This is a genomic window from Pseudomonas sp. JQ170C (assembly GCF_035581345.1).
Lineage (GTDB): Bacteria > Pseudomonadota > Gammaproteobacteria > Pseudomonadales > Pseudomonadaceae > Aquipseudomonas.
The window spans coordinates 14980-36290 of record NZ_CP141608.1; the positions used below are offsets into that span (position 1 = coordinate 14980).

Here is a 21311-nt window from a genome sequence, read left to right on the forward strand (position 1 = left end):
TAAAGCTAAATAAGTAACTAAATTAATAACTTAGCGAATTTTCTGGCAAGAAATCCAAATACTGTACACAAGTTATCCACAGAACGTCAGGCAACGCCTTCAGCGGCGTTTGGTGCTGCTGCTGGCAACGAACCCAGGTCGCGTTGGGTTTGCTCGTTCCAGGCGGCTGCACGGTCATTCAGAGCGGCGATAGCCCTGGGACCGGTGCCTTCGGCATACATAGGCTCGCCAATGACCACCTCGATGGTACCGGCGCGCTTGCCCCAACCTTGCTTGGGCCAGAACTTGCCGGCGTTGTGCGCAATCGGCAGCACGGGCAAGCCGGCATTCACCGCAAGGGCAGTACCGCCGCGGGAGAACTTGCCGATCTGGCCGAAGGGCACACGGGTGCCTTCCGGGAAGATCAACACCCAGACCCCGTCCTTGAGCAGCTTGTCGCCTTCACTGGCGACTTGCTTGAGGGCGGCCTTGGGGTTGTCGCGGTCAATGGCGATCGGCCGCAGCATAGCCATCGCCCAGCCGAAGAACGGCACGTAGAGCAATTCGCGCTTGAGCACCTGGCTCAGGGGCGAGAAATAGGCGGAGAGGAAGAAGGTCTCCCAGGTGCTCTGGTGGTTGGACAGAATCACGCAGGGGGTTTTGGGAATGTTCTCGGCCCCGCTGACCTTGACCTTGATGTTGAGAAACACCCGCGCCAGCACCAGCGCAAAGCGGCACCAGTAGACGTTGATGAAGCGATAGCGTGCGCTGAAAGGCAGAAACGGCGCGATGAAAAAGCTCAGGGTGCACCACAGCAGGGAGCTGGTGCCCAGCAGCAGGTAAAAAAGAAAAATTCTGATCGCCTGCAGGATCGACATAGCGGCATGTACCGTTGCGGGCTTGCCCGCCTAGTAAAAGTGCGCCTGGTTCGCAGACGCGCTATTTGTGGATAAGTTCTCTGGCGATGGCTGCCAGATCATCGAAAATCAGCGTGTTCTCTGGAATGCCCTTGCTCAGGGTCTTCTCGCCTTTTCCGGTTTTTACCAGAATCGGTTGAGCATCGACGGCCAAAGCGGCCTCCAGGTCACCCTTACTGTCACCGACAAACCATACACCGGCCAGATCGACCTGGTAGTGCGCGGCGATGGTCCGCAGCATGCCCGGATTGGGCTTGCGGCAATCGCAGCCTTCATCCGGGCCATGGGGGCAATGGACAATCAGACCGACCTCGCCACCCTGCTGCGCCACCAATTCACGCAGGCGCGCATGCATGGCGTCGAGGGTGGACAGCGGGTAGTAGCCGCGAGCGATGCCGGACTGGTTGGTGGCCACTGCCACCGTCCAGCCGGCTTTGCTCAACTGCGCGATTGCCTCGATGGAACCAGGGATCGGTATCCACTCGTCCAGCGACTTGATATAGGCGTCGGAGTCCTGGTTGATCACACCGTCCCGATCGAGAATCAGCAGCTTCAAGACTTACCCCAGCAGCGAAATGTCGGCCACGCCCAGGAACAGACCGCGCAGGCGGCTGAGCAAGGCATAACGGTTGGCCCGTACATTGGCGTCGTCGGCGTTTACCATCACCGCCTCGAAGAAGGCGTCGACCGGTTCACGCAGGGCAGCCAGGCGTGCCAGCGACTCACTGTACTGACGGGCAGCGGCCATTGGCTGTACAGCCTGATCAGCCTGCTGGATCGCCGAGTACAGGGAGAACTCGTTGGCATTGTCGAAGTACTTCGGCTCGACCGTGGCGGCAACCGTGCCTTCGGCCTTGCTCAGCAGGTTCGATACACGCTTGTTCACCGCCGCCAGGGCAGCCGCTTCAGGCAGCTGACGGAAGGCTTGTACGGCCTGTACGCGCTGGTCGAAGTCCAGTGCCGAACCCGGCTTGAGCGCGCGCACCGAGAGGTAGGTGGCAACGTCGATGCCTTCATCTTCATAACGCGCACGCAGGCGGTCGAAGACAAATTCCAGCACCTGGTCGGCCAGGCCTGCGGCTTTGACCTTGGCGCCGAACTGGGCAACGGCGAACTCCACCGCTTCGTTCAGGTTCAGGTCCAGCTGCTTCTCGATCAGGATACGCAGCACACCCAGGGCCGCACGGCGCAGGGCGTAGGGGTCTTTACTGCCGGTAGGCAGCATGCCGATACCGAAGATGCCGACCAGGGTGTCGAGCTTGTCGGCGATGGCCACGGCCGCGCCCGTCAGGGTCGATGGCAACTCGGCACCGGCACCGCGCGGCATGTACTGCTCGTTCAGGGCCAGGGCGACGTCTTGTGGCTCGCCGTCGTTGAGGGCGTAGTAGTAGCCGGCAACGCCCTGCATTTCAGGGAACTCGCCGACCATCTCGGTGGCCAGGTCGCACTTGGACAGCAGGCCGGCACGGGATGCGCGCTGGGCGTCACCACCGATGCGCTGGGCGATGAAGGCAGCCAGTTTGGCAACCCGCTCGGCCTTGTCGAAGACACTGCCCAGCTGAGCCTGGAACACCACGTTCTTGAGGCGCTCGTTGAAGGCTTCCAGCGGCTGCTTCTTGTCTTGCTTGAAGAAGAACTCGGCGTCGGTCAGGCGTGGGCGTACCACCTTCTCGTTACCTTCGATGATCTGCTTCGGATCGCGGCTTTCAACGTTGGCGACGGTGATGAAGCGTGGCAGCAGCTTGCCGTCGGCATCCAGCAGGCAGAAGTACTTCTGGTTGTCCTGCATGGTGGTGATCAGCGCTTCCTGCGGTACTTCAAGGAAACGTTCTTCAAACGAGCACACCAGCGGTACCGGCCATTCGACCAGGGCGGTCACTTCATCGAGCAGTGCCGGCGGCACGATGGCGGTGCCTTCCTGCTGCATGGCCAGCTCGGCGGTGCGCTTGCTGATGATTTCGCGACGCTCGGCGAAGTCTGCCAGCACGTAGGCGCTGCGCAGGTCTTCGAGGTAGTTCGCCGGGGCGCTGATGCGAACGTCTTCCGGGTGGTGGAAGCGGTGACCGCGCGAGTCGCGGCCAGCCTTCTGGGCGAGGATGGTGCAGTCGATGACATTGTCACCGAGCAGCATCACCAGCCACTGGGTCGGACGTACGAACTCTTCCTTGCGCGCACCCCAACGCATGCGTTTGGGGATCGGCAGGTCGTTGAGCGAGTCCTCGACGATGGTCGGCAGCAGGCTGGCTGTCGCCTTGCCTGGGATGTGCTGGGAGAAGCGCAGCTTGGGGCCGCTCTGGTCGATTTCGTCCAGTTCGACGCCACATTTCTTGGCAAAGCCCAGGGCAGCCTGGGTCGGGTTGCCTTCGGCGTCGAAGGCGGCCTGGCGTGGTGGGCCGTCAAGGTTGACGCTGCGGTCCGGCTGCTGGGTGTCGAGCTGACGGATCAGCACGGCCAGGCGGCGCGGTGCGGCGTAGACGTGCTTGGCGGTGTAGTTCAGGCCAGCGGCCTGCAGGCCTTTCTCGATACCGGCGAGGAAGGCATCACCGAGGCTGCTCAGGGCCTTGGGAGGCAGTTCTTCGGTGCCCAGTTCTACCAGGAAATCTTGAGCACTCATTGTGCAGCCTCCAGCTTGGCCAACGCTTCATCACGCAATTCAGGGGACGCCATCGGGAAGCCCAGCTTGGCACGGGCTTGCAGGTAGCTTTGCGCCACGGCCCGGGCCAGGGTCCGTACACGCAGGATGTAACGCTGGCGCTCGGTTACCGAGATGGCGCGACGGGCGTCCAGCAGGTTGAAGGTGTGCGAGGCCTTGAGGACCATTTCGTAGGTCGGCAGCGGCAGTTCCAGCTCGATCAGGCGGTTGGCTTCGCTTTCATAGAAATCGAACAACTCGAACAGCTTCTCGACGTTGGCGTGCTCGAAGTTGTAGGTCGACTGTTCCACTTCGTTCTGGTGGAACACGTCGCCGTAGGTCACCTTGCCGAACGGACCGTCGGTCCAGACCAGGTCGTAGACCGAGTCGACGCCCTGCAGGTACATGGCCAGACGCTCCAGGCCATAGGTGATTTCACCGGTGACCGGCATGCACTCGATGCCGCCCACTTGCTGGAAGTAGGTGAACTGGGTGACTTCCATGCCGTTGAGCCAGATTTCCCAACCCAGACCCCAGGCGCCGAGGGTTGGCGATTCCCAGTTGTCTTCGACGAAGCGAATGTCATGTACCAGTGGGTCCAGGCCGATGGCCTTGAGCGAGCCCAGGTACAGTTCCTGGAAGTTCGCCGGGTTCGGCTTGAGTACCACCTGGAACTGGTAGTAGTGCTGCAGGCGGTTGGGGTTTTCACCATAACGGCCATCGGCAGGGCGACGGCTAGGCTGCACGTAGGCAGCGTTCCAGATTTCCGGGCCGACGGCGCGCAGGAAAGTGGCGGTATGGAAAGTGCCGGCGCCTACTTCCATATCGTAGGGCTGAAGTACCACACAACCTTGCTCGGCCCAGTAGTTCTGCAGGGCGAGGATCAGGTCTTGGAAGGTACGCACGGCTGGCGTAGGCTGGCTCACGAAATTCACCTGTTTCTAGGGCTGCGAATATAAAGAGCGGGAGTATAACCCGATTCGCGCAGGCCTCTACCCTTGGAGCCTTATGCCACGCTGCTTTTGGTGTACCGACGATCCACTTTATCAGGCTTACCACGATGAGGAATGGGGTACGCCGCAGCGCGACCCGGCGCAGCTGTTCGAGATGCTGCTGCTCGAAGGCTTCCAGGCCGGGCTGTCGTGGATCACCGTGCTGAAAAAGCGCGAGCGCTACCGCCAGGTGCTGTTCGGCTTTGATCCACAGCGCCTGGCGCAGATGAGCGACGAGGAAATCGAAGAGCGCATGCTCGACCCCGGCATTATCCGCAATCGCCTCAAGCTCAATGCCGCACGGCGCAACGCCCGCGCCTGGCTCGAGCTGGAAAACCCGGGCCCGTGGCTGTGGTCCTTCGTGGGCGGCGCACCGAAAATCAATCATTTCACCCAGCGCAGTGACGTGCCGGCCGTTACCGACGAAGCCAAGGCAATGAGCAAGGCCCTGCAGAAAGCCGGGTTCACCTTCGTCGGCCCGACCATCTGCTACGCCTTCATGCAGGCCACCGGCATGGTCATGGATCACACCACCGACTGTGATCGCTACGCCGCGCTGCTGCGCTGAGGGGTACAATGGCCGGCTTGCAGAAAGAGGAACCAGCCTGTGGATAAATTCAAAGGCGCCTTGATGGTCGGGGCGTTGCGGTTGTTTGCCAAGCTCCCCTGGGGCGCGGTGCAGCGGGTCGGAGCAGCGATCGGCTGGATCATGTGGAAGGTGCCGAACAGTTCACGCAACGTGGTACGCATCAACCTGGCCAAGTGTTTCCCGGAGATGGACCCGGTCGCGCGGGAAAAACTGGTCGGCCGCACCCTGATGGACATCGGCAAGTCGTTTACCGAAAGCGCCTGCGCCTGGATCTGGCCAGCCCAGCGCTCCATCGACCTGGTTCGCGAAGTCGAAGGCCTGGAAGTCCTGCACGCCGCGCTGGCGTCGGGCAAGGGCGTGGTCGGTATCACCAGCCACCTGGGCAACTGGGAAGTGCTCAACCACTTCTATTGCAACCAGTGCAAACCGATCATTTTCTACCGCCCGCCCAAGCTCAAGGCGGTCGATGACCTGTTGCGCGAACAGCGTGTGCAACTGGGCAACCGCGTGGCGGCATCGACCAAGGAAGGCATCCTGAGCATCATCAAGGAAGTGCGCAGAGGCGGTCAGGTGGGCATTCCGGCTGACCCTGAGCCGGCCGAGTCGGCTGGGGTGTTCGTGCCGTTTTTCGCTACCAAGGCGCTGACCAGCAAGTTTGTGCCCAACATGCTGGCTGGTGGCAAGGCGGTCGGGGTGTTCCTGCATGCCCTGCGCCTGCCGGACGGTTCCGGGTTCAAGGTGATCCTGGAAGCGGCGCCCGAAGCCATGTACAGCGAAGACACCGAGACTTCGGCTGCGGCCATGAGCAAGGTGGTCGAGCGTTACGTGAGTCAGTACCCAAGCCAGTACATGTGGAGCATGAAGCGCTTCAAGAAGCGTCCGCCTGGCGAGGCGCGCTGGTATTGAGGCTGCTGTCGCGGGACATGCCCGCTCCTACGCGGTAGGAGTGGGCTTGTCCCGCGATGCTTTATCGAGCTTCTTGAGAAACACCGTCATCTCTTTCTCGGCCTGCTTGTCACCATGAGCCTGGGCCGCCTCCAGCCCCTGCTGCCAAGCCCGCCGCGCCCCTTCCAGGTCACCTTGCAGCTGATGGGCCTTGCCGAGCAGCTTCCACGCCGCCGAATACTTCGGATCAAACTCGACGCAGCGCTGCAGGTGCACCGCGGCCTCGGCGCCATTGCCTTCATCCAGCCAGGCTTTGCCCAGACCGAAACGCAACAGGGCGTTATCCACACCCTTGGCCAGCATCTTTTCCAGTGATTCGCGCATGTGCTGCTCCTTCAGAAGAAGCTCAACCCTACATGGAACAGCTTCTCGACGTCCCGGATGTACTTTTTATCCACAACGAAGAGGATCACATGGTCGCCCGCCTCGATCACGGTATCGTCGTGGGCGATCAGCACTTCTTCGTCGCGAATGATCGCGCCGATGGTGGTTCCCGGCGGCAGGGCGATGTCTTCGATGGCCTTGCCGATCACCTTGCTCGATTTCGAGTCACCGTGGGCGATGGCCTCGATGGCTTCCGCCGCACCGCGGCGCAGCGAGTGCACGCTGACGATATCGCCGCGGCGCACGTGGGCCAGCAAGGTGCCGATGGTCGCCAGTTGCGGGCTGATGGCGATGTCGATATCGCCGCCTTGCACCAGGTCGACATAGGCCGGGTTGTTGATGATGGTCATCACCTTGCGGGCACCCAGGCGCTTGGCCAACAGCGAGGACATGATGTTGGCCTCGTCGTCGTTGGTCAGGGCCAGGAAGATGTCGGCCTCGGCGATGTTCTCTTCAAGCATCAGGTCGCGGTCCGAGGCGCTGCCTTGCAGGACCACGGTGCTGTCCAGGGTGTCGGAGAGGTAGCGGCAGCGCGCCGGGTTCATCTCGATGATCTTGACCTGGTAACGGCTTTCGATGGCCTCGGCCAGGCGCTCACCGATCTGCCCGCCACCGGCGATGACCACGCGCTTGTTGGTTTCGTCGATGCGGCGCAGCTCGCCCATCACCGCGCGGATGTGGGCCTTGGCAGCGATGAAGAAGACTTCGTCATCGGCCTCGATCACGGTGTCACCCTGGGGCAGGATCGGCCGGTCGCGGCGGAAGATCGCTGCCACCCGAGTGTCGACGTTGGGCATGTGCTCGCGGATCTGGCGCAATTGCTGGCCCACCAGCGGGCCGCCGTAGTAGGCCTTGACCGCCACCAGCTGCGCCTTGCCTTCGGCGAAGTCGATCACCTGCAGGGCACCGGGGTGCTCGATCAGGCGCTTGATGTAGTGGGTCACCACCTGCTCGGGGCTGATCAGTACGTCGACCGGGATGGCTTCGTTGTCGAACAGCCCGGCGCGGGTCAGGTAGGCCGACTCACGCACACGGGCGATCTTGGTCGGGGTGTGGAACAGGGTGTAGGCGACCTGGCAGGCGACCATGTTGGTTTCGTCGCTGTTGGTCACCGCCACCAGCATGTCGGCGTCATCGGCACCGGCCTGGCGCAATACAGTCGGGAACGAGGCGCGACCCTGGACGGTACGGATGTCCAGGCGGTCGCCGAGGTCGCGCAGGCGGTCGCCATCGGTGTCGACCACGGTGATGTCGTTGGCTTCGCTGGCCAGGTGCTCGGCCAGCGTACCGCCGACCTGCCCTGCGCCCAGGATGATGATCTTCATCCGCTCTTCCCTTCTCTTGTTATCCGCGCGCGGCGGCGATTTTGATCAGCTTGGCATAGTAGAAGCCGTCGTGTCCGCCTTCCTGGGCCAGCAACTGGCGGCCATGGGGCTGGCGCACGCCGGCCTGGGTCGCCAGGTCCAGCTCGCGGGCACCGGGAGTTCGGGCGAGGAACGCCTCGATGACGTCGGTGTTTTCCGTCGGCAGGGTCGAACAGGTGGCATAGAGCAGGATGCCGCCGACCTCCAGGGTTGGCCACAAAGCGTCGAGCAGCTCGCCCTGCAGGCTGGCCAGGGCCGGGATATCGTCGGCCTGGCGGGTCATCTTGATGTCGGGGTGACGGCGAATCACGCCGGTAGCCGAGCACGGCGCATCCAGCAAAATGCGCTGGAAGCCCTTGCCATCCCACCAACTGGCGGTGTCGCGGGCATCGCAGGCAATCAATTGGGCATCCAGACCCAGGCGGTCGAGGTTTTCCCGCACGCGGGTCAGGCGCTTGGCTTCCAGGTCAATGGCAACGACGGCCTCGAGACCGGCCTGGGCTTCGAGCAGGTGGCAGGTCTTGCCGCCTGGGGCACAGCAGGCGTCGAGCACGCGCTGGCCGGGGGCGAGATCAAGCAGGTCGGCGGCCAGTTGCGCCGCTTCGTCCTGGACGCTGATCCAGCCCTGATCGAAACCGGGCAGGCTGCGAACGTCGCAAGGCTGGGCGAGCAGAATGCCATCGACGCTGAACTGACACGGCGCGGCTTCAATCCCCGCCTCGCTCAGCAGTTGCAGGTAGGCGTCACGGCTGTGATGACGACGGTTGACCCGCAGGATCATCGGCGGATGCGCATTGTTGGCGGCGCAGATGGCTTCCCATTGCTCGGGCCAGAAGGCCTTCAGCGATTTCTGCAACCAGCGCGGGTGAGCGGTGCGCACCACGGGATCGCGTTCGAGCTCGGCGAGGATGTCGTTGCTCTCGCGTTGCGCGCGGCGCAGCACGGCGTTGAGCAAGGCCTTGGCCCAGGGCTTTTTCAGTTTGTCGGCGCAACCCACGGTTTCACCCAGGGCGGCATGGGCCGGAATGCGGGTGTAGAGCAACTGATACAGACCTACCAGCAACAACGCCTCGACATCGGCATCGGCCTTCTTGAAAGGCTTTTGCAGCAGGCGTTCGGCCAGGGCCGACAGCCGTGGTTGCCAGCGTGCGGTGCCGAATGCCAGGTCCTGGGTCAGGCCACGGTCACGCAGCTCGACCTTGTCCAGTTGCGCAGGCAGTGAGCTGTTCAGCGAGGCTTTGCCGCTCAGAACGGCCGCCAGGGCGCGGGCGGCTGCCAGACGTGGGTTCATTGGCCGAGCACCGTGCCGGTGGCGAATTTCTCGCGGCGGCTGTTGAACAGGTCGCTGAAGTTCAGCGCCTTGCCGCCGGGCAGTTGCAGGCGGGTCAGGCACAGGGCCTGTTCACCGCAGGCGACGATCAGGCCGTCCTTGCTGGCGCCGAGGATCTCACCCGGCTGGCCTGCACCTGTGGATAAAGTGGCCGCCAGCACTTTCACTGCCTCACCTTGGAGGGTGCTGTGGCAGATCGGCCAGGGGTTGAAGGCACGGATCAGGCGCTCCAGCTCAACGGCTGGGCGGCTCCAGTCCAGGCGGGCTTCGTCCTTGTTCAGCTTGTGTGCATAGGTGGCCAGGCTGTCGTCCTGCACCTCGCCTTGCAGCGTGCCAGCGGCCAGGCCAGCAACGGCTTGGAGCACGGCGGGCGGGCCCATTTCGGCCAGGCGGTCGTGCAGGCTGCCACCGGTATCGGTGGCGCTGATTGGCGTGGTCACTTTCAGCAGCATCGGGCCGGTGTCCAGGCCGGCTTCCATGCGCATCACGGTCACGCCGCTTTCGCTGTCCCCGGCTTCGACGGCGCGCTGGATCGGCGCAGCACCGCGCCAGCGCGGCAGCAGTGAGGCGTGGCTGTTGATGCAGCCCAGTGGGGGAATATCCAGTACCGCCTGCGGCAGGATCAGGCCGTAGGCGACCACCACCATAAGGTCGGGCTTGAGCGCGGCGAGTTCAGCTTGCGCCTCGGCATTGCGCAGGGTCGGCGGTTGCAGCACCGGGATGCCGTTATCCACAGCCAGTTGCTTGACGGCGCTGGGCATCAGTTTTTGCCCGCGGCCGGCCGGACGGTCCGGTTGGGTGTAGACCGCCACCACGTCATAGGGGCTGTCGATCAGGGCCTTGAGGTGTTCGGCGGCAAACTCTGGGGTGCCTGCGAAGACAATGCGCATGGAGTTCTCGCTTAAAAAGAAAAAGGCTTGCCGGAGCAAGCCTTCTGGAAGAGGGGATCAAGCTTGCTGGCGATGCTGCTTTTCCAGCTTTTTCTTGATGCGGTCGCGTTTGAGCGTCGACAGGTAATCAACGAACAATTTGCCGTTGAGGTGATCGCATTCGTGCTGGATGCAGACGGCCAGCAGGCCCTCGGCGATTTCCTCGAACGGCTTGCCGTCGCGGTCCAGCGCCTTGATCTTGACCCGCACCGGGCGGTCGACGTTCTCGTAGAAACCCGGCACCGACAGGCAACCTTCCTGGTACTGGTCCATGTCGTCGGTCAGCGTCTCGAGCTCGGGGTTGATGAACACCCGTGGCGCGCTGCGATCTTCGCTCAGGTCCATGACCACGACGCGCTTGTGCACGTTGACCTGGGTCGCGGCAAGGCCGATGCCAGGGGCTTCGTACATGGTTTCAAACATGTCATCGACCAACTGGCGGATGCTGTCGTCGACTTCCGTCACCGGTTTGGCGAGGGTACGAAGGCGCGGGTCCGGGAATTCGAGAATGTTCAGAATGGCCATAAGCGTATGAGCTGCACTGTGCGATGAAATACAAACATGAACACACATAATAAAGGGATTCGCTGGATTCGGCACCTGGCAAAGGTCGGCTAAGGTGTTTCAAGGCACCCGCGCCCCTGTTTCGACAAGCCTGAAAGGCTGCCGCTCAGGGAAATCCTTCAACCGGTTGTCAAAGTATTATCAACAGAGTTATCCACAGCTTGTGCAAGGCGTGGATTCCCCCTCGATCAAGGATGATCGTCATGGCGCAGTTACCTTCCCCGGGCTGTTCGCCCGCCGAACTCGAGGCGCGCTTGCGCCTGCACCGGATGCCGGCACTCGGCCCGCATCGCTTTCACGTACTCCTTCAAGCCTTTGGCAGCGCCTCGGCAGCGCTGAGCGCGCCGGCCGGTGCCTGGTATTCCCTGGGCATTCCGGCGGCCAGTACCGAATCGCGCCGCAGCCCCCAGGTGCGCGAGGGCGCTGCGGCTGCATTGGCCTGGCTAGAGCGGCGCGACCAGCATTTGTTGATGTGGGACGACCCCGCCTACCCCGCCTTGCTGGCTGAAGTGGATGCCGCCCCGCCGCTGTTGTTCGTGGCCGGTAACCCCGCCCTGCTGGAAAAACCGCAGTTGGCGATTGTGGGTAGCCGCCGGGCTTCGCGACCGGCACTGGACACCGCCGCCGCCTTTTCCCGCAGCCTGGCACGGGGTGGCTTTGTCATCACCAGCGGCCTGGCCCTGGGCGTCGATGGCGCTGCCCACCAGGGGGCGCTGGATGTCGAAGGGCACACCATCGGGGTGCTGGGCACCGGCCTGCAGAAATTTTATCCACAACGTCACCGGGCCCTGGCCACGGCGATGATCGAGCGCGGCAGCGCGCTGGTTTCGGAGTTTCCACTGGATGCCGGGCCGGTGGCGGGTAATTTTCCCAGGCGTAACCGCATCATCAGTGGCCTGTCGCTCGGTGTGCTGGTGGTCGAGGCCAGCCTGGCCAGTGGTTCGCTGATCACCGCGCGGCTGGCTGCCGAGCAAGGCCGCGAGGTGTACGCCATTCCGGGGTCGATTCATCATCCGGGGTCCAAGGGTTGCCATCAGTTGATTCGCGATGGCGCGTTGCTGGTGGAAAGCGTGGAGCAGATCGTTGAAACCCTGCAGGGCTGGCAGCGGCTGCCGCCTGAACCTGACGGCGAAACGACCGGCGCCCGCCATGTTCTGGAAGAACTGCTGCTGGCGGCGCCACAAACCAGTGAAGGGCTTGCCAGTAGCAGTGGCTGGCCGCTGCCCAGGGTGCTGGCGGCGTTGACCGAGCTTGAGGTGGCTGGCCGGGTCTGTAATGAAGCTGGGCGTTGGTTTGCCCGGCCGGCCTAAGTACACTGCTCATCAGCCTTTACGCGGAGTGATATCAATGGTGAGCAGTTGGCGTGTGCAACAAGCCGCGCGTGAAATTCGAGCCGGTGCGGTGATTGCCTACCCAACCGAGGCTGTCTGGGGCCTGGGCTGTGACCCGTGGAACGAAGAAGCGGTGGACCGTCTGCTGGCGATCAAGTCGCGCTCGGTCGACAAGGGGCTGATCCTGATCGCCGACAATATCCGCCAGTTCGACTTTTTGTTCGATGACTTCCCGGAAGTCTGGCTCGACCGCATGGGCAGTACCTGGCCTGGGCCGAACACCTGGCTGGTGCCACACCAGAACATGTTGCCGGAATGGATTACCGGGGTGCACGACACGGTGGCCCTGCGGGTCAGCGACCATCCGGTGGTACGTGAACTGTGTTCGCTGGTCGGGCCGCTGGTATCGACCTCGGCGAACCCACAGGGACGGCCGGCGGCACGTACCCGGTTGCGGGTAGAGCAGTACTTCCGTGGCCAGCTGGACATGGTCCTGGGCGGCGCCCTGGGCGGGCGGCGCAATCCGAGCGTGATTCGCGACCTGATGACGGGCGATATCGTTCGGGCGGGTTGAGAAGGTAAAAACAATCGCGGGGCAAACCCGCTCCTGCACCAGTAGGAGCGGGCTTGCCCCGCGATCAGTTCAAGGCAACAACACCGTAGAGCCCACCGTGCGCCGCGCCGACAGCTCAGTCTGTGCCTTGGCCGCGTCACTCAGCGCATAGCGCTGCTGGATATCCACTGTCACTTTGCCGCTGGCGATCATTGCGAACAGGTCATCGGCCATCGCCTGGGTGTTGGCTGCGTTGTTGGCATAGGAGGCCAGGGTCGGGCGGGTGACATACAGCGAGCCCTTCTGCGCCAGAATCCCCAGGTTGACCCCACTCACTGCGCCCGAGGCATTGCCGAAGCTGACCATCAAGCCACGTGGCGCCAGGCAATCGAGCGAGGTCAGCCAGGTGTCCTGGCCGACGCCGTCGTACACCACCGGGCACTTCTTGCCGTCGGTCAACTCCAGCACCCGCTGCGCCACGTCTTCACGGCTGTAGTCGATGGTTGCCCAGGCCCCCAGCGCCTTGGCGCGCTCGGCTTTTTCGGCACTACTGACGGTGCCGATCAGTTTGGCGCCCAGGGCCTTGGCCCATTGGCAGGCCAGTGAGCCGACACCGCCAGCGGCCGCGTGGAACAGAATGGTGTCGCCAGGTTGCACCGCATAGGTCTGCTTGAGCAGGTATTGCACGGTCAGGCCCTTGAGCATCACCGCGGCGGCTTGTTCAAAGCTGATGCTGTCGGGCAGCTTCACCAGGTTGGCCTCGGGCAGCACATGCAGTTCGCTGTAGGCACCCAGCGGGCCGCCGGCGTAGGCCACGCGATCGCCCACCTTCAGGTGCGTCACCTGGTCGCCCACGGCTTCGACCACCCCGGCGCCTTCGGTGCCCAGTCCGGAGGGCAAGGCCGGGGGGGAATACAGCCCGCTGCGAAAGTAGGTATCGATGAAGTTCAGGCCGATGGCCTGGTTGCGTACGCGCACTTGCTGCGGGCCGGGGGCTGCAGGCTCGAAATCGACCCATTGCAGGACCTCGGGGCCGCCATGCTCGCTGAACTGGATACGCTTGGCCATCTGCACTCTCCTGTCGGGTTCGCAAAACCCCTATCGGACGCCTTTGCTTGATCGCCGTCAACTGCGGCCCGCCTGCAGCCGGTGGTATGCTACGCGCCGAATTTGTTCATGCCCGCTCCAGGTGACCTGATGACTAGCCGCACCGAGGCCGTGAAAGCCTACCTGCTCGACTTGCAAGACCGTATTTGTGCCGCCCTCGAAAACGAAGACGGCGGTGCCCGCTTTGTCGAAGATGCCTGGACGCGTGAAGCCGGTGGCGGCGGCCGCACCCGGGTAATCGGCGATGGCAAGGTCATCGAAAAAGGCGGCGTGAACTTCTCCCACGTTTTTGGCAGCGGCCTGCCGCCCTCGGCCAGTGCCCATCGCCCGGAATTGGCCGGCCGTGGTTTCGAGGCATTGGGTGTGTCGCTGGTGATCCACCCGCATAACCCGCATGTACCGACGTCCCATGCCAACGTGCGGTTCTTCATCGCCGAGAAAGAAGGTGAAGAGGCCGTCTGGTGGTTCGGTGGCGGTTTCGACCTGACGCCCTACTACGGCAACGAAGAAGATTGTCTGCACTGGCACCAGGTGGCCGAGCGCGCCTGTGCGCCGTTCGGTGCCGACGTCTACCCGCGCTACAAGGCCTGGTGCGACCGCTACTTCCACCTCAAGCACCGGGGTGAGCCGCGCGGCATTGGCGGGTTGTTTTTCGACGACCTGAACGAGTGGGACTTCGATACCTGCTTCGCCTTCATGCGCGCCATTGGCGATGCCTATATCGAGGCCTACCTGCCGATCGTCCAGCGCCGCAAGGCCCAGGCCTACACCGCCCAGCAGCGTGAGTTCCAGGAATTCCGCCGGGGCCGCTACGTTGAGTTCAACCTGGTCTACGACCGTGGCACCCTGTTCGGCCTGCAGTCGGGCGGCCGCACCGAGTCGATCCTGATGTCACTGCCACCGCAAGTGCGTTGGGGGTACGATTGGAAGCCTGCACCGGGCAGTGAAGAGGCTCGCCTGACCGAGTACTTCCTGCAGGATCGCGACTGGATTGGCGAGGCCAAGCCCGTTCGCTGAAACCGTTGTGGATAACTTTCCGGCCTGACCGGCCCCGACCCAGGAACCGCGTGAATGGACCAGTACGTTGTATTCGGCAACCCGATCGGCCACAGCAAGTCGCCGCTGATCCACCGGCTGTTTGCCGACCAGACCGGCCAGCAGCTGGAATACAACACCCTGCTGGCGCCACTGGATGATTTCACCGTGTGCGCCCTGGGGTTCTTCAAGCAAGGCCTGGGTGCCAACGTCACCGTGCCGTTCAAGGAAGAAGCCTACCGCCTGGTCGACAGCCTGACGCCACGGGCCAAGCGCGCCGGGGCGGTGAACACCCTGAGCAAACTGGCCGACGGCAGCCTGCAAGGTGACAACACCGACGGTGCCGGCCTGGTGCGTGACCTGACCGTCAACGCCGGGGTGCAGCTCAGCGGCAAGCGTATCTTGCTGCTGGGCGCCGGTGGCGCTGTTCGCGGCGTGCTGGAGCCGCTGCTGGCGCACAATCCCGCCTCGCTGGTGATCGCCAACCGAACCGTGGAAAAGGCCGAGCAACTGGCCCGTGAGTTCGCCGATCTTGGCCCGGTGGCGGCCAGTGGTTTCAGCTGGTTGCAGGAGCCGGTCGACCTGATCATCAACGCCACCTCCGCCAGCCTGGCCGGTGAGCTGCCACCTATTTCAGCCCAGCTGATCGAGCCGGGCGTCACCGTCTGCTACGACATGATGTATGGCAAGGAGCCGACGCCGTTCTGCCAATGGGCCAGCACACACAAGGCGGCCAAGGTACTGGATGGCTTGGGTATGCTCGCCGAGCAGGCTGCCGAAGCGTTCTACATCTGGCGTGGCGTGCGGCCTGAAACCGGGCCGGTGCTGGATGAGCTTCGTCGTCAGTTGGCGCGGGGTTGAGTCGCTGAATCGCGGGGCAAGCCCGCTCCTACTGTAGGAGCGGGCTTGCCCCGCGATGGCTTCAGTCCTCGAAACGAATCGGGCAGTTCGCAGTCCCTTCCAGCTTGTACAACTCCTCAATCACCTGCGGCCGCGCCCGATGCAGCGTCAGGCTGCCCCCTGCCCGGCTCAAACGCCGGGCTTCGCGGTGCAGCATGTCGACTCCGGAATAGTCGATGAAGTTGATCTGCCGGGCGTCGATGATTACGTCAGGCCCCTGGCATCGTTGCAGGCGCACCTGCAGGTAATGGCTGGCGCCAAAGAAGATCGAGCCCCCGACGCGCAGCACATCGGCATCACCTTCCCGTGTCTGCTGCACCCGTGGACGCGAGGTGCGCTTGAGGTAGAAGAACAGCGACGCCAGCACGCCTGCGTAGATGGCAGTCTGCAGTTCCAGCAGCAAGGTAGCCCCCGCGGTCAGCGCCATGACCAGGAACTCGGAGCGGCTGACCCGCCACAGGGCACGCATGCCCCGGTGATCGATCAACCCCCAGCAGATCAGCAGGATGCTGCCGGCCATGGCCGGGATCGGAATGTGCGCGATCAGGCCGGCGCCCGCCACGGCAAACAAGGCGACCCAGAGTGCCGAGAACACCCCGGCCAGCGGCGAACGAGCCCCGGCGTCGTAGCTGAGCCCCGAGCGGGTGAAAGAGCCTGAGGACAGGTAGCCGGAGAAAAAGCTGCCTACCATGTTCGACAGGCCCTGGGCACGGATCTCCTGGTTGGCATCGATCAACTGCTCTGAACGTGACGACAGCGAGCGGGCAATCGACAGGCTGGTCACCAGCCCCAGCATGCCCACGGCCACCGCACTGGGCAGCAGACGCAGGATCAATTCCAGGTCCCATAACGGCAACGGGCTCAAGGGGGGGAGTTGGCCGACAAACCCGGGTACCAGCAGCACATGGCCAAACGCGCCGGGTAGCAGCCAGACCAGCACACTGGCGATGGCCAGGGTTATCAACAGGCTCGGCCAGCGCGGACGCAGCAGTTTGAGGGCAATGCCAAGCACCAGGGTGCCAAGCCCGAGTGCAAGGGAAGGCCAATTCACCTCGCCTGCATGGTCCATCAGGCTTTCCAGGGTTTTCAGTGCGGTGGCCTGGCTGGGCAAGTCGAGCCCCATCAGGTTCGGCAGTTGTCCCAGTGCAATGACCACGGCGGCGCCGAGGGTAAAGCCCAGCACCACCGAATGAGAGACGAAGTTCACCAGTGCGCCGAAGCGCAACAGCCCCAGCAACCACTGAAAGACCCCACCCAGAAACGTCAGCAGCAGAATCAGGGTGATGTAGTCGTCACTGCCGCTGATGGCCAGCGGGCTGACGCTGGCATAGAGGACGATGGAGATCGCCGCGGTCGGCCCGCAGATCAGGTGCCACGACGACCCCCAGAGGCAGGCGATCAGCACCGGAACAATGGCGGCGTACAGCCCGTATTCAGCGGGCAGGCCGGCGATCAGCGCGTAGGCGATCGACTGCGGCAGTGCCAGGATCGCGCCACTCAAGCCCACCAGCAGGTCGCGGCGCACACTGTCCCGGGTCTGCCGGGGCAGCCAACTGAGGAACGGCAACAAGCGGTGGCGATCAGGCCGGGCCATGAGCAGTCTCTATCGCAAGCACAAGCTGCACAGGGTGCGATGTCTGCTGCGCCGGTGCAAGTCGCCACGCCATTACAGGCTGGCTTTCACGGCTGACAGCGCATCGCCGCCATCGAGGCGGGTCACCCCTTCGAGCCAGTTGTCGAGCTGGGCCGGGTGCGCTTTGACCCAGGCCTTGGCCGCTGCTTCGTAGCTGACCTTGTTATCCACAACCTGCGCCATGATGGAGTTTTCCATGTCCTGGCTGAATTTCAGGTTGTCGAACAGCCGCGCGACGTTCGGGCAGGCCTGTGGATAACCCATGCGGGTCAGGGTATAGACGCTGCCGTTGCTGCCGAACCACTGCTCGCCCCCGCTCAGGTACCGCAGCTTCATCTGCACGTTCATCGGGTGCGGTGTCCAGCCGAGGAAGGCGATGAACCGCTCGCGCTTGGCCGCCCGATGGACCTGGGCGAGCATGGCCTGTTCACTGGACTCCACCAGCTTCCAGTCGCCGAGGTTGAAGGCATTCTTGTTGATGATGTCCTTGAGTGACAGGTTGGCCGGTGCGCCTGCGCCGATGCCATAGATCTTCTGGTCGAACTGATCGGCAAAGCGTTGCAGGTCGGCAAAGTCCCGAACCCCGGCCTCCCACACGTACTCGGGCACTGCCAGGGTGAACTGGGTGCCTTCGAGGTTGCGGGCCAATTGCTGTACCTCGCCGCTGGTGACGAACTTGTCGTGAAAGCCTTGCTGGGCCGGCATCCAGTTGCCGAGGAAGACATCCACCAAGCCATCCTTGAGCCCGCCATAAATGATGGGCACCGCCAGGCTGTCGACCCGGGTCTTGTAGCCCATGCCTTCGAGCAGCAGGCGGGCCACTGCATTGGTGGCGGCGATGTCGCTCCAGCCGGGGTCGGCCATCTTCACGGTGCTGCAATCGCTCTGGGCGCGGGCGCCGAGGCTGGCAAGGCTGAACAAAACCGCAATGACGCTTGTGGATAACCTTTTCATGGCAGCCTCGCAGGATAGTTACTGGGCGGGTTGTGGATAACGTGCCTTGCGTTCCAGGTCGTCGAGATCGATGTGATTGCGCATGTACTGCTGGCTGGCGTCGACCATGGGTTGGTGGTCCCAGCTTTTGAGTTTGCCGATCGCCAGGGCCTCGGCCACCAGGCGGCGGCGACGCTGGCTGTCCAGTACTTGCTGGCGCAGCGCCGGGATGTCCCAGCGGTGCCGGGCTTCATCGAGCATTGCCTGCATCAGCGCCTGGTGATCAGGGCTGCCCGCCAGGTTTTCGCGTTCCTGGGGGTCATGGTCAAGGTCGTACAGCAGGCAAGGGTCGTCTTCGCTGTAGATGAATTTGTAGGCGCCGCGGCGAATCATCATCAGTGGCCCGACGGTGCCTTCGGCCATGTATTCGCCGATTACTTCATCGTGCCCGCCCTGCCCTTGCAGGTGGCCCAGCAGCGAGCGCCCATCCAGCGGCAATTGAGGTTCCAGGCTGCCACCCGCGAGTTCTACCAGGGTGGGTAACAGGTCGCAGGTGGAAACCGCAGCGCTGACCCGCGCCGGCTTGAACTGCCCGGGCGCATGCACCAGCAGCGGTACCCGGGCCGACATGTCGAACCAGTGCATCTTGTACCAGAGGCCACGCTCGCCAAGCATGTCGCCGTGATCGCCGCTGAACACGATCAATGTGTCGTCCGCCAGCCCGGTTTCTTCCAGGGTCTGCAGCAGCTTGCCGATGTTGCTGTCGATGTAGCTGCAGGCGCCGAAATAGGCACGGCGGGCATCGCGGATCTTATCCACAGGCAACGGCTTGTCCCATAGGTCGTAGACCTTGAGCAGGCGTTGCGAGTGGGGGTCCAGTTCGTCCTGGGTGCAGTGCGGGCTCGGCAATGGAATCTCGTCGTCCCGATACAGGTCCCAGAAGGCTTTGGGGATGGTGTACGGGTCGTGGGGATGGGTCATCGACACGGTCAGGCAGAACGGCTGGTCGCCGGCTTCGCGGACGTGATCGAACAGGTATTGGCGGGCCTTGAACACCACCTCTTCATCGAAATCCAGCTGGTTGGTGCGTACGCAGGGCCCGGCCTGCAGTACCGAGGACATGTTGTGGTACCAGCTGGGGCGTTCATCGGGTGCATCCCAATTGACCGCCCAGCCATAGTCCGCCGGGTAGATGTCGCTGGTCAGCCGCTCTTCGTAGCCGTGCAGCTGGTCTGGCCCACAGAAGTGCATCTTGCCCGACAAGGCGGTGCGGTAGCCGAGACGGCGCAGGTAATGGGCGTAGGTGGGGACGTCGGCAGGAAAGTCTGCAGCGTTGTCGTAGGCGCCGATCTTGCTCGGCAATTGACCGCTGACCAGGGTGAAGCGGGACGGCGCGCACAGCGGGCTGTTGCAGTAGGCGGCATCGAACACCACGGCTTCGGCGGCCAGGCGGCTCAGGTGCGGCATCTTGATCGGCGAGGGGGCGTAGAGGGGCAGCATCGGCGCAGCCATCTGGTCGGCCATGATGAAAAGAATGTTCTTGCGCTTCATGGAGTCACCGCGTTCCATAGGTATTCGTTATGGGGAACTGCTGTGATCGAGCATGCGGTTGTGGATAACTGCGGTAAAGCCCATGGCGGGCAATGACTGGGATTAGCAGCGCTTATGTTTGAAAGCCTTGATGGTTTGTCGCTGGATACGTTGCGGGTGTTCGAGGTTGCGGCCCGCCAGCGCAGTTTCACCACGGCGGCGGTCGAGTTGGGTACCACCCAGCCAGCCGTCAGCCAGCAGATCAAGCGGTTGGAACGGCAGCTGGGCGCGCGTTTGTTCGATCGCATCTATCGTGGCATCGAACTGACCGAGGCCGGCCAGGCGCTGTTTGAGCAGGTGCATCAGGGCATGGCGTGCTTCGACGATGGCGTGGTGCAGGTCAGCGGCCGTGATCAGCATGAGGTGCTTCAGGTCGCTACCGACTTTGCCTTTGCCGCCTATTGGTTGATGCCGCGACTGCAGCGCTTTCACCAGGCCAACCCGCAAGTGGATGTCAGCCTGGTGACCAGTGAACGCAGCCACGCCATGCTGCGGCCGGACATCGATGTGGCGATCCTGTTTGGTGATGGGCGCTTTCATCAGGGCGAAAGCCACTGGCTATTCGACGAGGAAGTATTCCCGGTGTGCAGCCCCCGCCTGGTGGAGCAGCAAACACTGCCCATGCCAGCGCACAGCCTGCTGCAAATGCCCCTGCTGCATCTGCGCGGCGAGAGCGCCAGCCGCTGGTTCGACTGGAGCGGCGTATTTCGCCAGTTGAACATCGCCAGCCCGCCGGGCCCCGGCCCGTTGCGTTTTGACAACTACACCCTGCTTATCCAGGCCGCCATCGCAGGCCAGGGCGTGGCGATTGGCTGGCGCCATCTGGTGGATGATCTGCTGGAGCAGGGGTTGCTGTGTCGGCCGATCGGCGAAAGGGCCCACTCTTCGCGCGGCTATTACGTGGTGCTGCCACCGCGCAAGCGCCGGGGCGCGTTGATCGAGCGCTTTGTCGAGTGGTTGCGCGACGAATCTTCCCGCTAGAGCACAAAGTTCACATGCTCGCCCTGGTGCAGCTTGAGCTCCAGGGTATCGATCATCCCGGCGGCGATTCGGGCCAGGCGCTGCAGGGGCTCGGCCAGGCCCGGTTCGAGGGTGCCGTGGGTGTGATGAAAGTGCTCGATGCCGAGCCCGGCCACTTCAACCGGGGCGTTGATCAGCGTCCATTGCAAGGTACTGCGTTGCAGCAGATCGACCATATGGCCGATGCATTGCTGGTGTTGCTCGTTATGCTCGTCGGGATGCTCGAGCACACTGAAATCGCCGACCAGCAGGAGCCGGCGTATAGTCGTGCGGGACATGCCATCGACCAGGGCGTGGACATAGTGCAGTTGTGCACGATGGTCGTCAGGGGCCAGCGCGGGTAACAGGCAAATCACCGCTGAGCTTCCTGCCACACCCTGCTCGGCCTGGTCGGTGTCGTCCAGCCCACCGTGCTTGCAGTGCAAGCCCGGGCGAGGCGCCAGGCGGTTGAGGTCGTCGACAATCACGATCACTTCATGCTGGCGCTTGAGCAGTTCGGCCATCAGCGCGCTGCCCAGGCTGCTCAAGGCGCCGAACAGGGTGACCTTGAGGGCGTAGGTTTCGGCGTTTTTCACGTCATCACT

At 63.2% G+C, this 21311-nt stretch carries 21 protein-coding genes; 7 read left to right on the forward strand and 14 right to left on the reverse strand.

Annotation, left to right across the window (positions count from 1 at the left end; genetic code table 11):
- Window positions 1-86 precede the first annotated feature (86 nt).
- The 4 genes from U9R80_RS00060 to glyQ form a co-directional block, all read right to left on the reverse strand.
- Entirely contained in the window at window positions 87-857 is a 771-nt protein-coding gene (locus tag U9R80_RS00060; RefSeq protein WP_301839022.1) for a lysophospholipid acyltransferase family protein, read from the reverse strand.
- A gap of 61 nt (window positions 858-918) precedes the next feature.
- Window positions 919-1452 (reverse strand): D-glycero-beta-D-manno-heptose 1,7-bisphosphate 7-phosphatase, encoded by a 534-nt coding sequence (gmhB, locus tag U9R80_RS00065; protein ID WP_301839024.1) that lies wholly within the window; start codon window positions 1450-1452, stop codon window positions 919-921.
- A 3-nt stretch (window positions 1453-1455) separates the two neighbouring features.
- Window positions 1456-3510 (reverse strand): glycine--tRNA ligase subunit beta, encoded by a 2055-nt coding sequence (glyS, locus tag U9R80_RS00070; protein WP_301839025.1) that lies wholly within the window; start codon window positions 3508-3510, stop codon window positions 1456-1458.
- A complete protein-coding gene (gene glyQ / locus U9R80_RS00075; protein WP_301839027.1) occupies window positions 3507-4454 on the reverse strand; it encodes a glycine--tRNA ligase subunit alpha in 948 nt (315 codons plus the stop codon). The genes glyS and glyQ overlap by 4 nt, the downstream gene beginning before the upstream one ends.
- Before the next feature lie 82 nt (window positions 4455-4536).
- On the opposite strand from glyQ, the gene U9R80_RS00080 reads away from it, so the two are divergent.
- Complete coding sequence (locus U9R80_RS00080) at window positions 4537-5088, forward strand: DNA-3-methyladenine glycosylase I (RefSeq protein ID WP_301839028.1); 552 nt, start codon at window positions 4537-4539, stop codon at window positions 5086-5088.
- 39 nt (window positions 5089-5127) lie between these two features.
- Window positions 5128-6015 (forward strand): lysophospholipid acyltransferase, encoded by an 888-nt coding sequence (locus tag U9R80_RS00085; RefSeq protein WP_301839029.1) that lies wholly within the window; start codon window positions 5128-5130, stop codon window positions 6013-6015.
- A 27-nt stretch (window positions 6016-6042) separates the two neighbouring features.
- On the opposite strand, the gene U9R80_RS00090 is transcribed toward U9R80_RS00085, so the two are convergent.
- From U9R80_RS00090 to def, 5 genes are read right to left on the reverse strand one after another with little or no spacing between them, the layout of a single operon-like run.
- Window positions 6043-6378 carry a tetratricopeptide repeat protein gene (locus U9R80_RS00090; RefSeq protein WP_301839030.1) on the reverse strand — a complete coding sequence of 112 codons (336 nt, stop codon included), beginning with the start codon at window positions 6376-6378 and terminating at the stop codon, window positions 6043-6045.
- An 11-nt stretch (window positions 6379-6389) separates the two neighbouring features.
- Window positions 6390-7763 carry a Trk system potassium transporter TrkA gene (gene trkA / locus U9R80_RS00095; protein WP_301839031.1) on the reverse strand — a complete coding sequence of 458 codons (1374 nt, stop codon included), beginning with the start codon at window positions 7761-7763 and terminating at the stop codon, window positions 6390-6392.
- Window positions 7764-7782: 19 nt separating this feature from the next.
- A complete protein-coding gene (rsmB, locus tag U9R80_RS00100; protein WP_301839032.1) occupies window positions 7783-9093 on the reverse strand; it encodes a 16S rRNA (cytosine(967)-C(5))-methyltransferase RsmB in 1311 nt (436 codons plus the stop codon).
- The gene (gene fmt / locus U9R80_RS00105) at window positions 9090-10022 is read right to left on the reverse strand and encodes a methionyl-tRNA formyltransferase (RefSeq protein ID WP_301839033.1); all 933 of its coding nucleotides are present in this window, start codon (window positions 10020-10022) and stop codon (window positions 9090-9092) included. Before fmt ends, rsmB begins: the two co-directional genes overlap by 4 nt.
- A 57-nt stretch (window positions 10023-10079) precedes the next feature.
- Window positions 10080-10586 (reverse strand): peptide deformylase, encoded by a 507-nt coding sequence (def, locus tag U9R80_RS00110; protein WP_028942594.1) that lies wholly within the window; start codon window positions 10584-10586, stop codon window positions 10080-10082.
- A gap of 242 nt (window positions 10587-10828) precedes the next feature.
- Between def and dprA the strand changes: the two genes are divergently transcribed.
- Both dprA and U9R80_RS00120 read left to right on the forward strand, forming a co-directional pair.
- Window positions 10829-11935 carry a DNA-processing protein DprA gene (gene dprA / locus U9R80_RS00115; RefSeq protein WP_301839034.1) on the forward strand — a complete coding sequence of 369 codons (1107 nt, stop codon included), beginning with the start codon at window positions 10829-10831 and terminating at the stop codon, window positions 11933-11935.
- Window positions 11936-11972: 37 nt separating this feature from the next.
- Window positions 11973-12530, forward strand: coding sequence for an L-threonylcarbamoyladenylate synthase (locus U9R80_RS00120; RefSeq protein WP_301839035.1), 558 nt, complete (start codon window positions 11973-11975; stop codon window positions 12528-12530).
- 69 nt (window positions 12531-12599) lie between these two features.
- Here U9R80_RS00120 and U9R80_RS00125 read toward each other — a convergent pair whose 3' ends face one another.
- Window positions 12600-13577 carry an NADPH:quinone reductase gene (locus U9R80_RS00125; protein ID WP_301839036.1) on the reverse strand — a complete coding sequence of 326 codons (978 nt, stop codon included), beginning with the start codon at window positions 13575-13577 and terminating at the stop codon, window positions 12600-12602.
- Window positions 13578-13706: 129 nt separating this feature from the next.
- Here U9R80_RS00125 and hemF point away from each other — a divergent pair, with 129 nt between their 5' ends.
- Together hemF and aroE are read left to right on the forward strand one after the other, a co-directional pair.
- Window positions 13707-14633 carry an oxygen-dependent coproporphyrinogen oxidase gene (gene hemF / locus U9R80_RS00130; protein ID WP_301839037.1) on the forward strand — a complete coding sequence of 309 codons (927 nt, stop codon included), beginning with the start codon at window positions 13707-13709 and terminating at the stop codon, window positions 14631-14633.
- A 54-nt stretch (window positions 14634-14687) separates the two neighbouring features.
- Complete coding sequence (gene aroE / locus U9R80_RS00135; RefSeq protein ID WP_301839039.1) at window positions 14688-15512, forward strand: shikimate dehydrogenase; 825 nt, start codon at window positions 14688-14690, stop codon at window positions 15510-15512.
- Between the two features lie 61 nt (window positions 15513-15573).
- Here the strand turns inward: aroE and U9R80_RS00140 are convergent, their stop codons facing one another.
- From U9R80_RS00140 to betC, 3 genes are all read right to left on the reverse strand, one after another.
- On the reverse strand, window positions 15574-17145 hold the full coding sequence (locus U9R80_RS00140) for a SulP family inorganic anion transporter (protein ID WP_301839041.1): 1572 nt from the start codon (window positions 17143-17145) through the stop codon (window positions 15574-15576).
- A gap of 72 nt (window positions 17146-17217) precedes the next feature.
- Complete coding sequence (gene choX / locus U9R80_RS00145; protein ID WP_301839042.1) at window positions 17218-18138, reverse strand: choline ABC transporter substrate-binding protein; 921 nt, start codon at window positions 18136-18138, stop codon at window positions 17218-17220.
- Window positions 18139-18156: 18 nt separating this feature from the next.
- Window positions 18157-19668: a choline-sulfatase gene (gene betC / locus U9R80_RS00150; protein WP_301839188.1), complete on the reverse strand. Its 1512-nt coding sequence runs from the start codon at window positions 19666-19668 to the stop codon at window positions 18157-18159.
- A gap of 114 nt (window positions 19669-19782) precedes the next feature.
- Here betC and U9R80_RS00155 point away from each other — a divergent pair, with 114 nt between their 5' ends.
- Window positions 19783-20688, forward strand: coding sequence for a choline sulfate utilization transcriptional regulator (locus U9R80_RS00155; protein ID WP_301839043.1), 906 nt, complete (start codon window positions 19783-19785; stop codon window positions 20686-20688).
- Here the strand turns inward: U9R80_RS00155 and U9R80_RS00160 are convergent.
- The gene (locus tag U9R80_RS00160; protein ID WP_301839044.1) at window positions 20685-21302 is read right to left on the reverse strand and encodes an NAD(P)-dependent oxidoreductase; all 618 of its coding nucleotides are present in this window, start codon (window positions 21300-21302) and stop codon (window positions 20685-20687) included. The genes U9R80_RS00155 and U9R80_RS00160 overlap by 4 nt on opposite strands.
- Between the last annotated feature and the right edge of the window lie 9 nt (window positions 21303-21311).

Coding starts and splice junctions, on each gene's coding strand:
- U9R80_RS00140 (WP_301839041.1), bottom strand. CDS start 17,145: ATGGCCCGGCCTGATCGCCACCGCTTGTTGCCGTTCCTCAGTTGGCTG.
- dprA (WP_301839034.1), top strand. CDS start 10,829: ATGGCGCAGTTACCTTCCCCGGGCTGTTCGCCCGCCGAACTCGAGGCG.
- aroE (WP_301839039.1), top strand. CDS start 14,688: ATGGACCAGTACGTTGTATTCGGCAACCCGATCGGCCACAGCAAGTCG.
- fmt (WP_301839033.1), bottom strand. CDS start 10,022: ATGCGCATTGTCTTCGCAGGCACCCCAGAGTTTGCCGCCGAACACCTC.
- U9R80_RS00060 (WP_301839022.1), bottom strand. CDS start 857: ATGTCGATCCTGCAGGCGATCAGAATTTTTCTTTTTTACCTGCTGCTG.
- U9R80_RS00090 (WP_301839030.1), bottom strand. CDS start 6,378: ATGCGCGAATCACTGGAAAAGATGCTGGCCAAGGGTGTGGATAACGCC.
- betC (WP_301839188.1), bottom strand. CDS start 19,668: ATGAAGCGCAAGAACATTCTTTTCATCATGGCCGACCAGATGGCTGCG.
- U9R80_RS00120 (WP_301839035.1), top strand. CDS start 11,973: ATGGTGAGCAGTTGGCGTGTGCAACAAGCCGCGCGTGAAATTCGAGCC.
- trkA (WP_301839031.1), bottom strand. CDS start 7,763: ATGAAGATCATCATCCTGGGCGCAGGGCAGGTCGGCGGTACGCTGGCC.
- def (WP_028942594.1), bottom strand. CDS start 10,586: ATGGCCATTCTGAACATTCTCGAATTCCCGGACCCGCGCCTTCGTACC.
- hemF (WP_301839037.1), top strand. CDS start 13,707: ATGACTAGCCGCACCGAGGCCGTGAAAGCCTACCTGCTCGACTTGCAA.
- rsmB (WP_301839032.1), bottom strand. CDS start 9,093: ATGAACCCACGTCTGGCAGCCGCCCGCGCCCTGGCGGCCGTTCTGAGC.
- U9R80_RS00125 (WP_301839036.1), bottom strand. CDS start 13,577: ATGGCCAAGCGTATCCAGTTCAGCGAGCATGGCGGCCCCGAGGTCCTG.
- choX (WP_301839042.1), bottom strand. CDS start 18,138: ATGAAAAGGTTATCCACAAGCGTCATTGCGGTTTTGTTCAGCCTTGCC.
- U9R80_RS00155 (WP_301839043.1), top strand. CDS start 19,783: ATGTTTGAAAGCCTTGATGGTTTGTCGCTGGATACGTTGCGGGTGTTC.
- glyS (WP_301839025.1), bottom strand. CDS start 3,510: ATGAGTGCTCAAGATTTCCTGGTAGAACTGGGCACCGAAGAACTGCCT.
- U9R80_RS00080 (WP_301839028.1), top strand. CDS start 4,537: ATGCCACGCTGCTTTTGGTGTACCGACGATCCACTTTATCAGGCTTAC.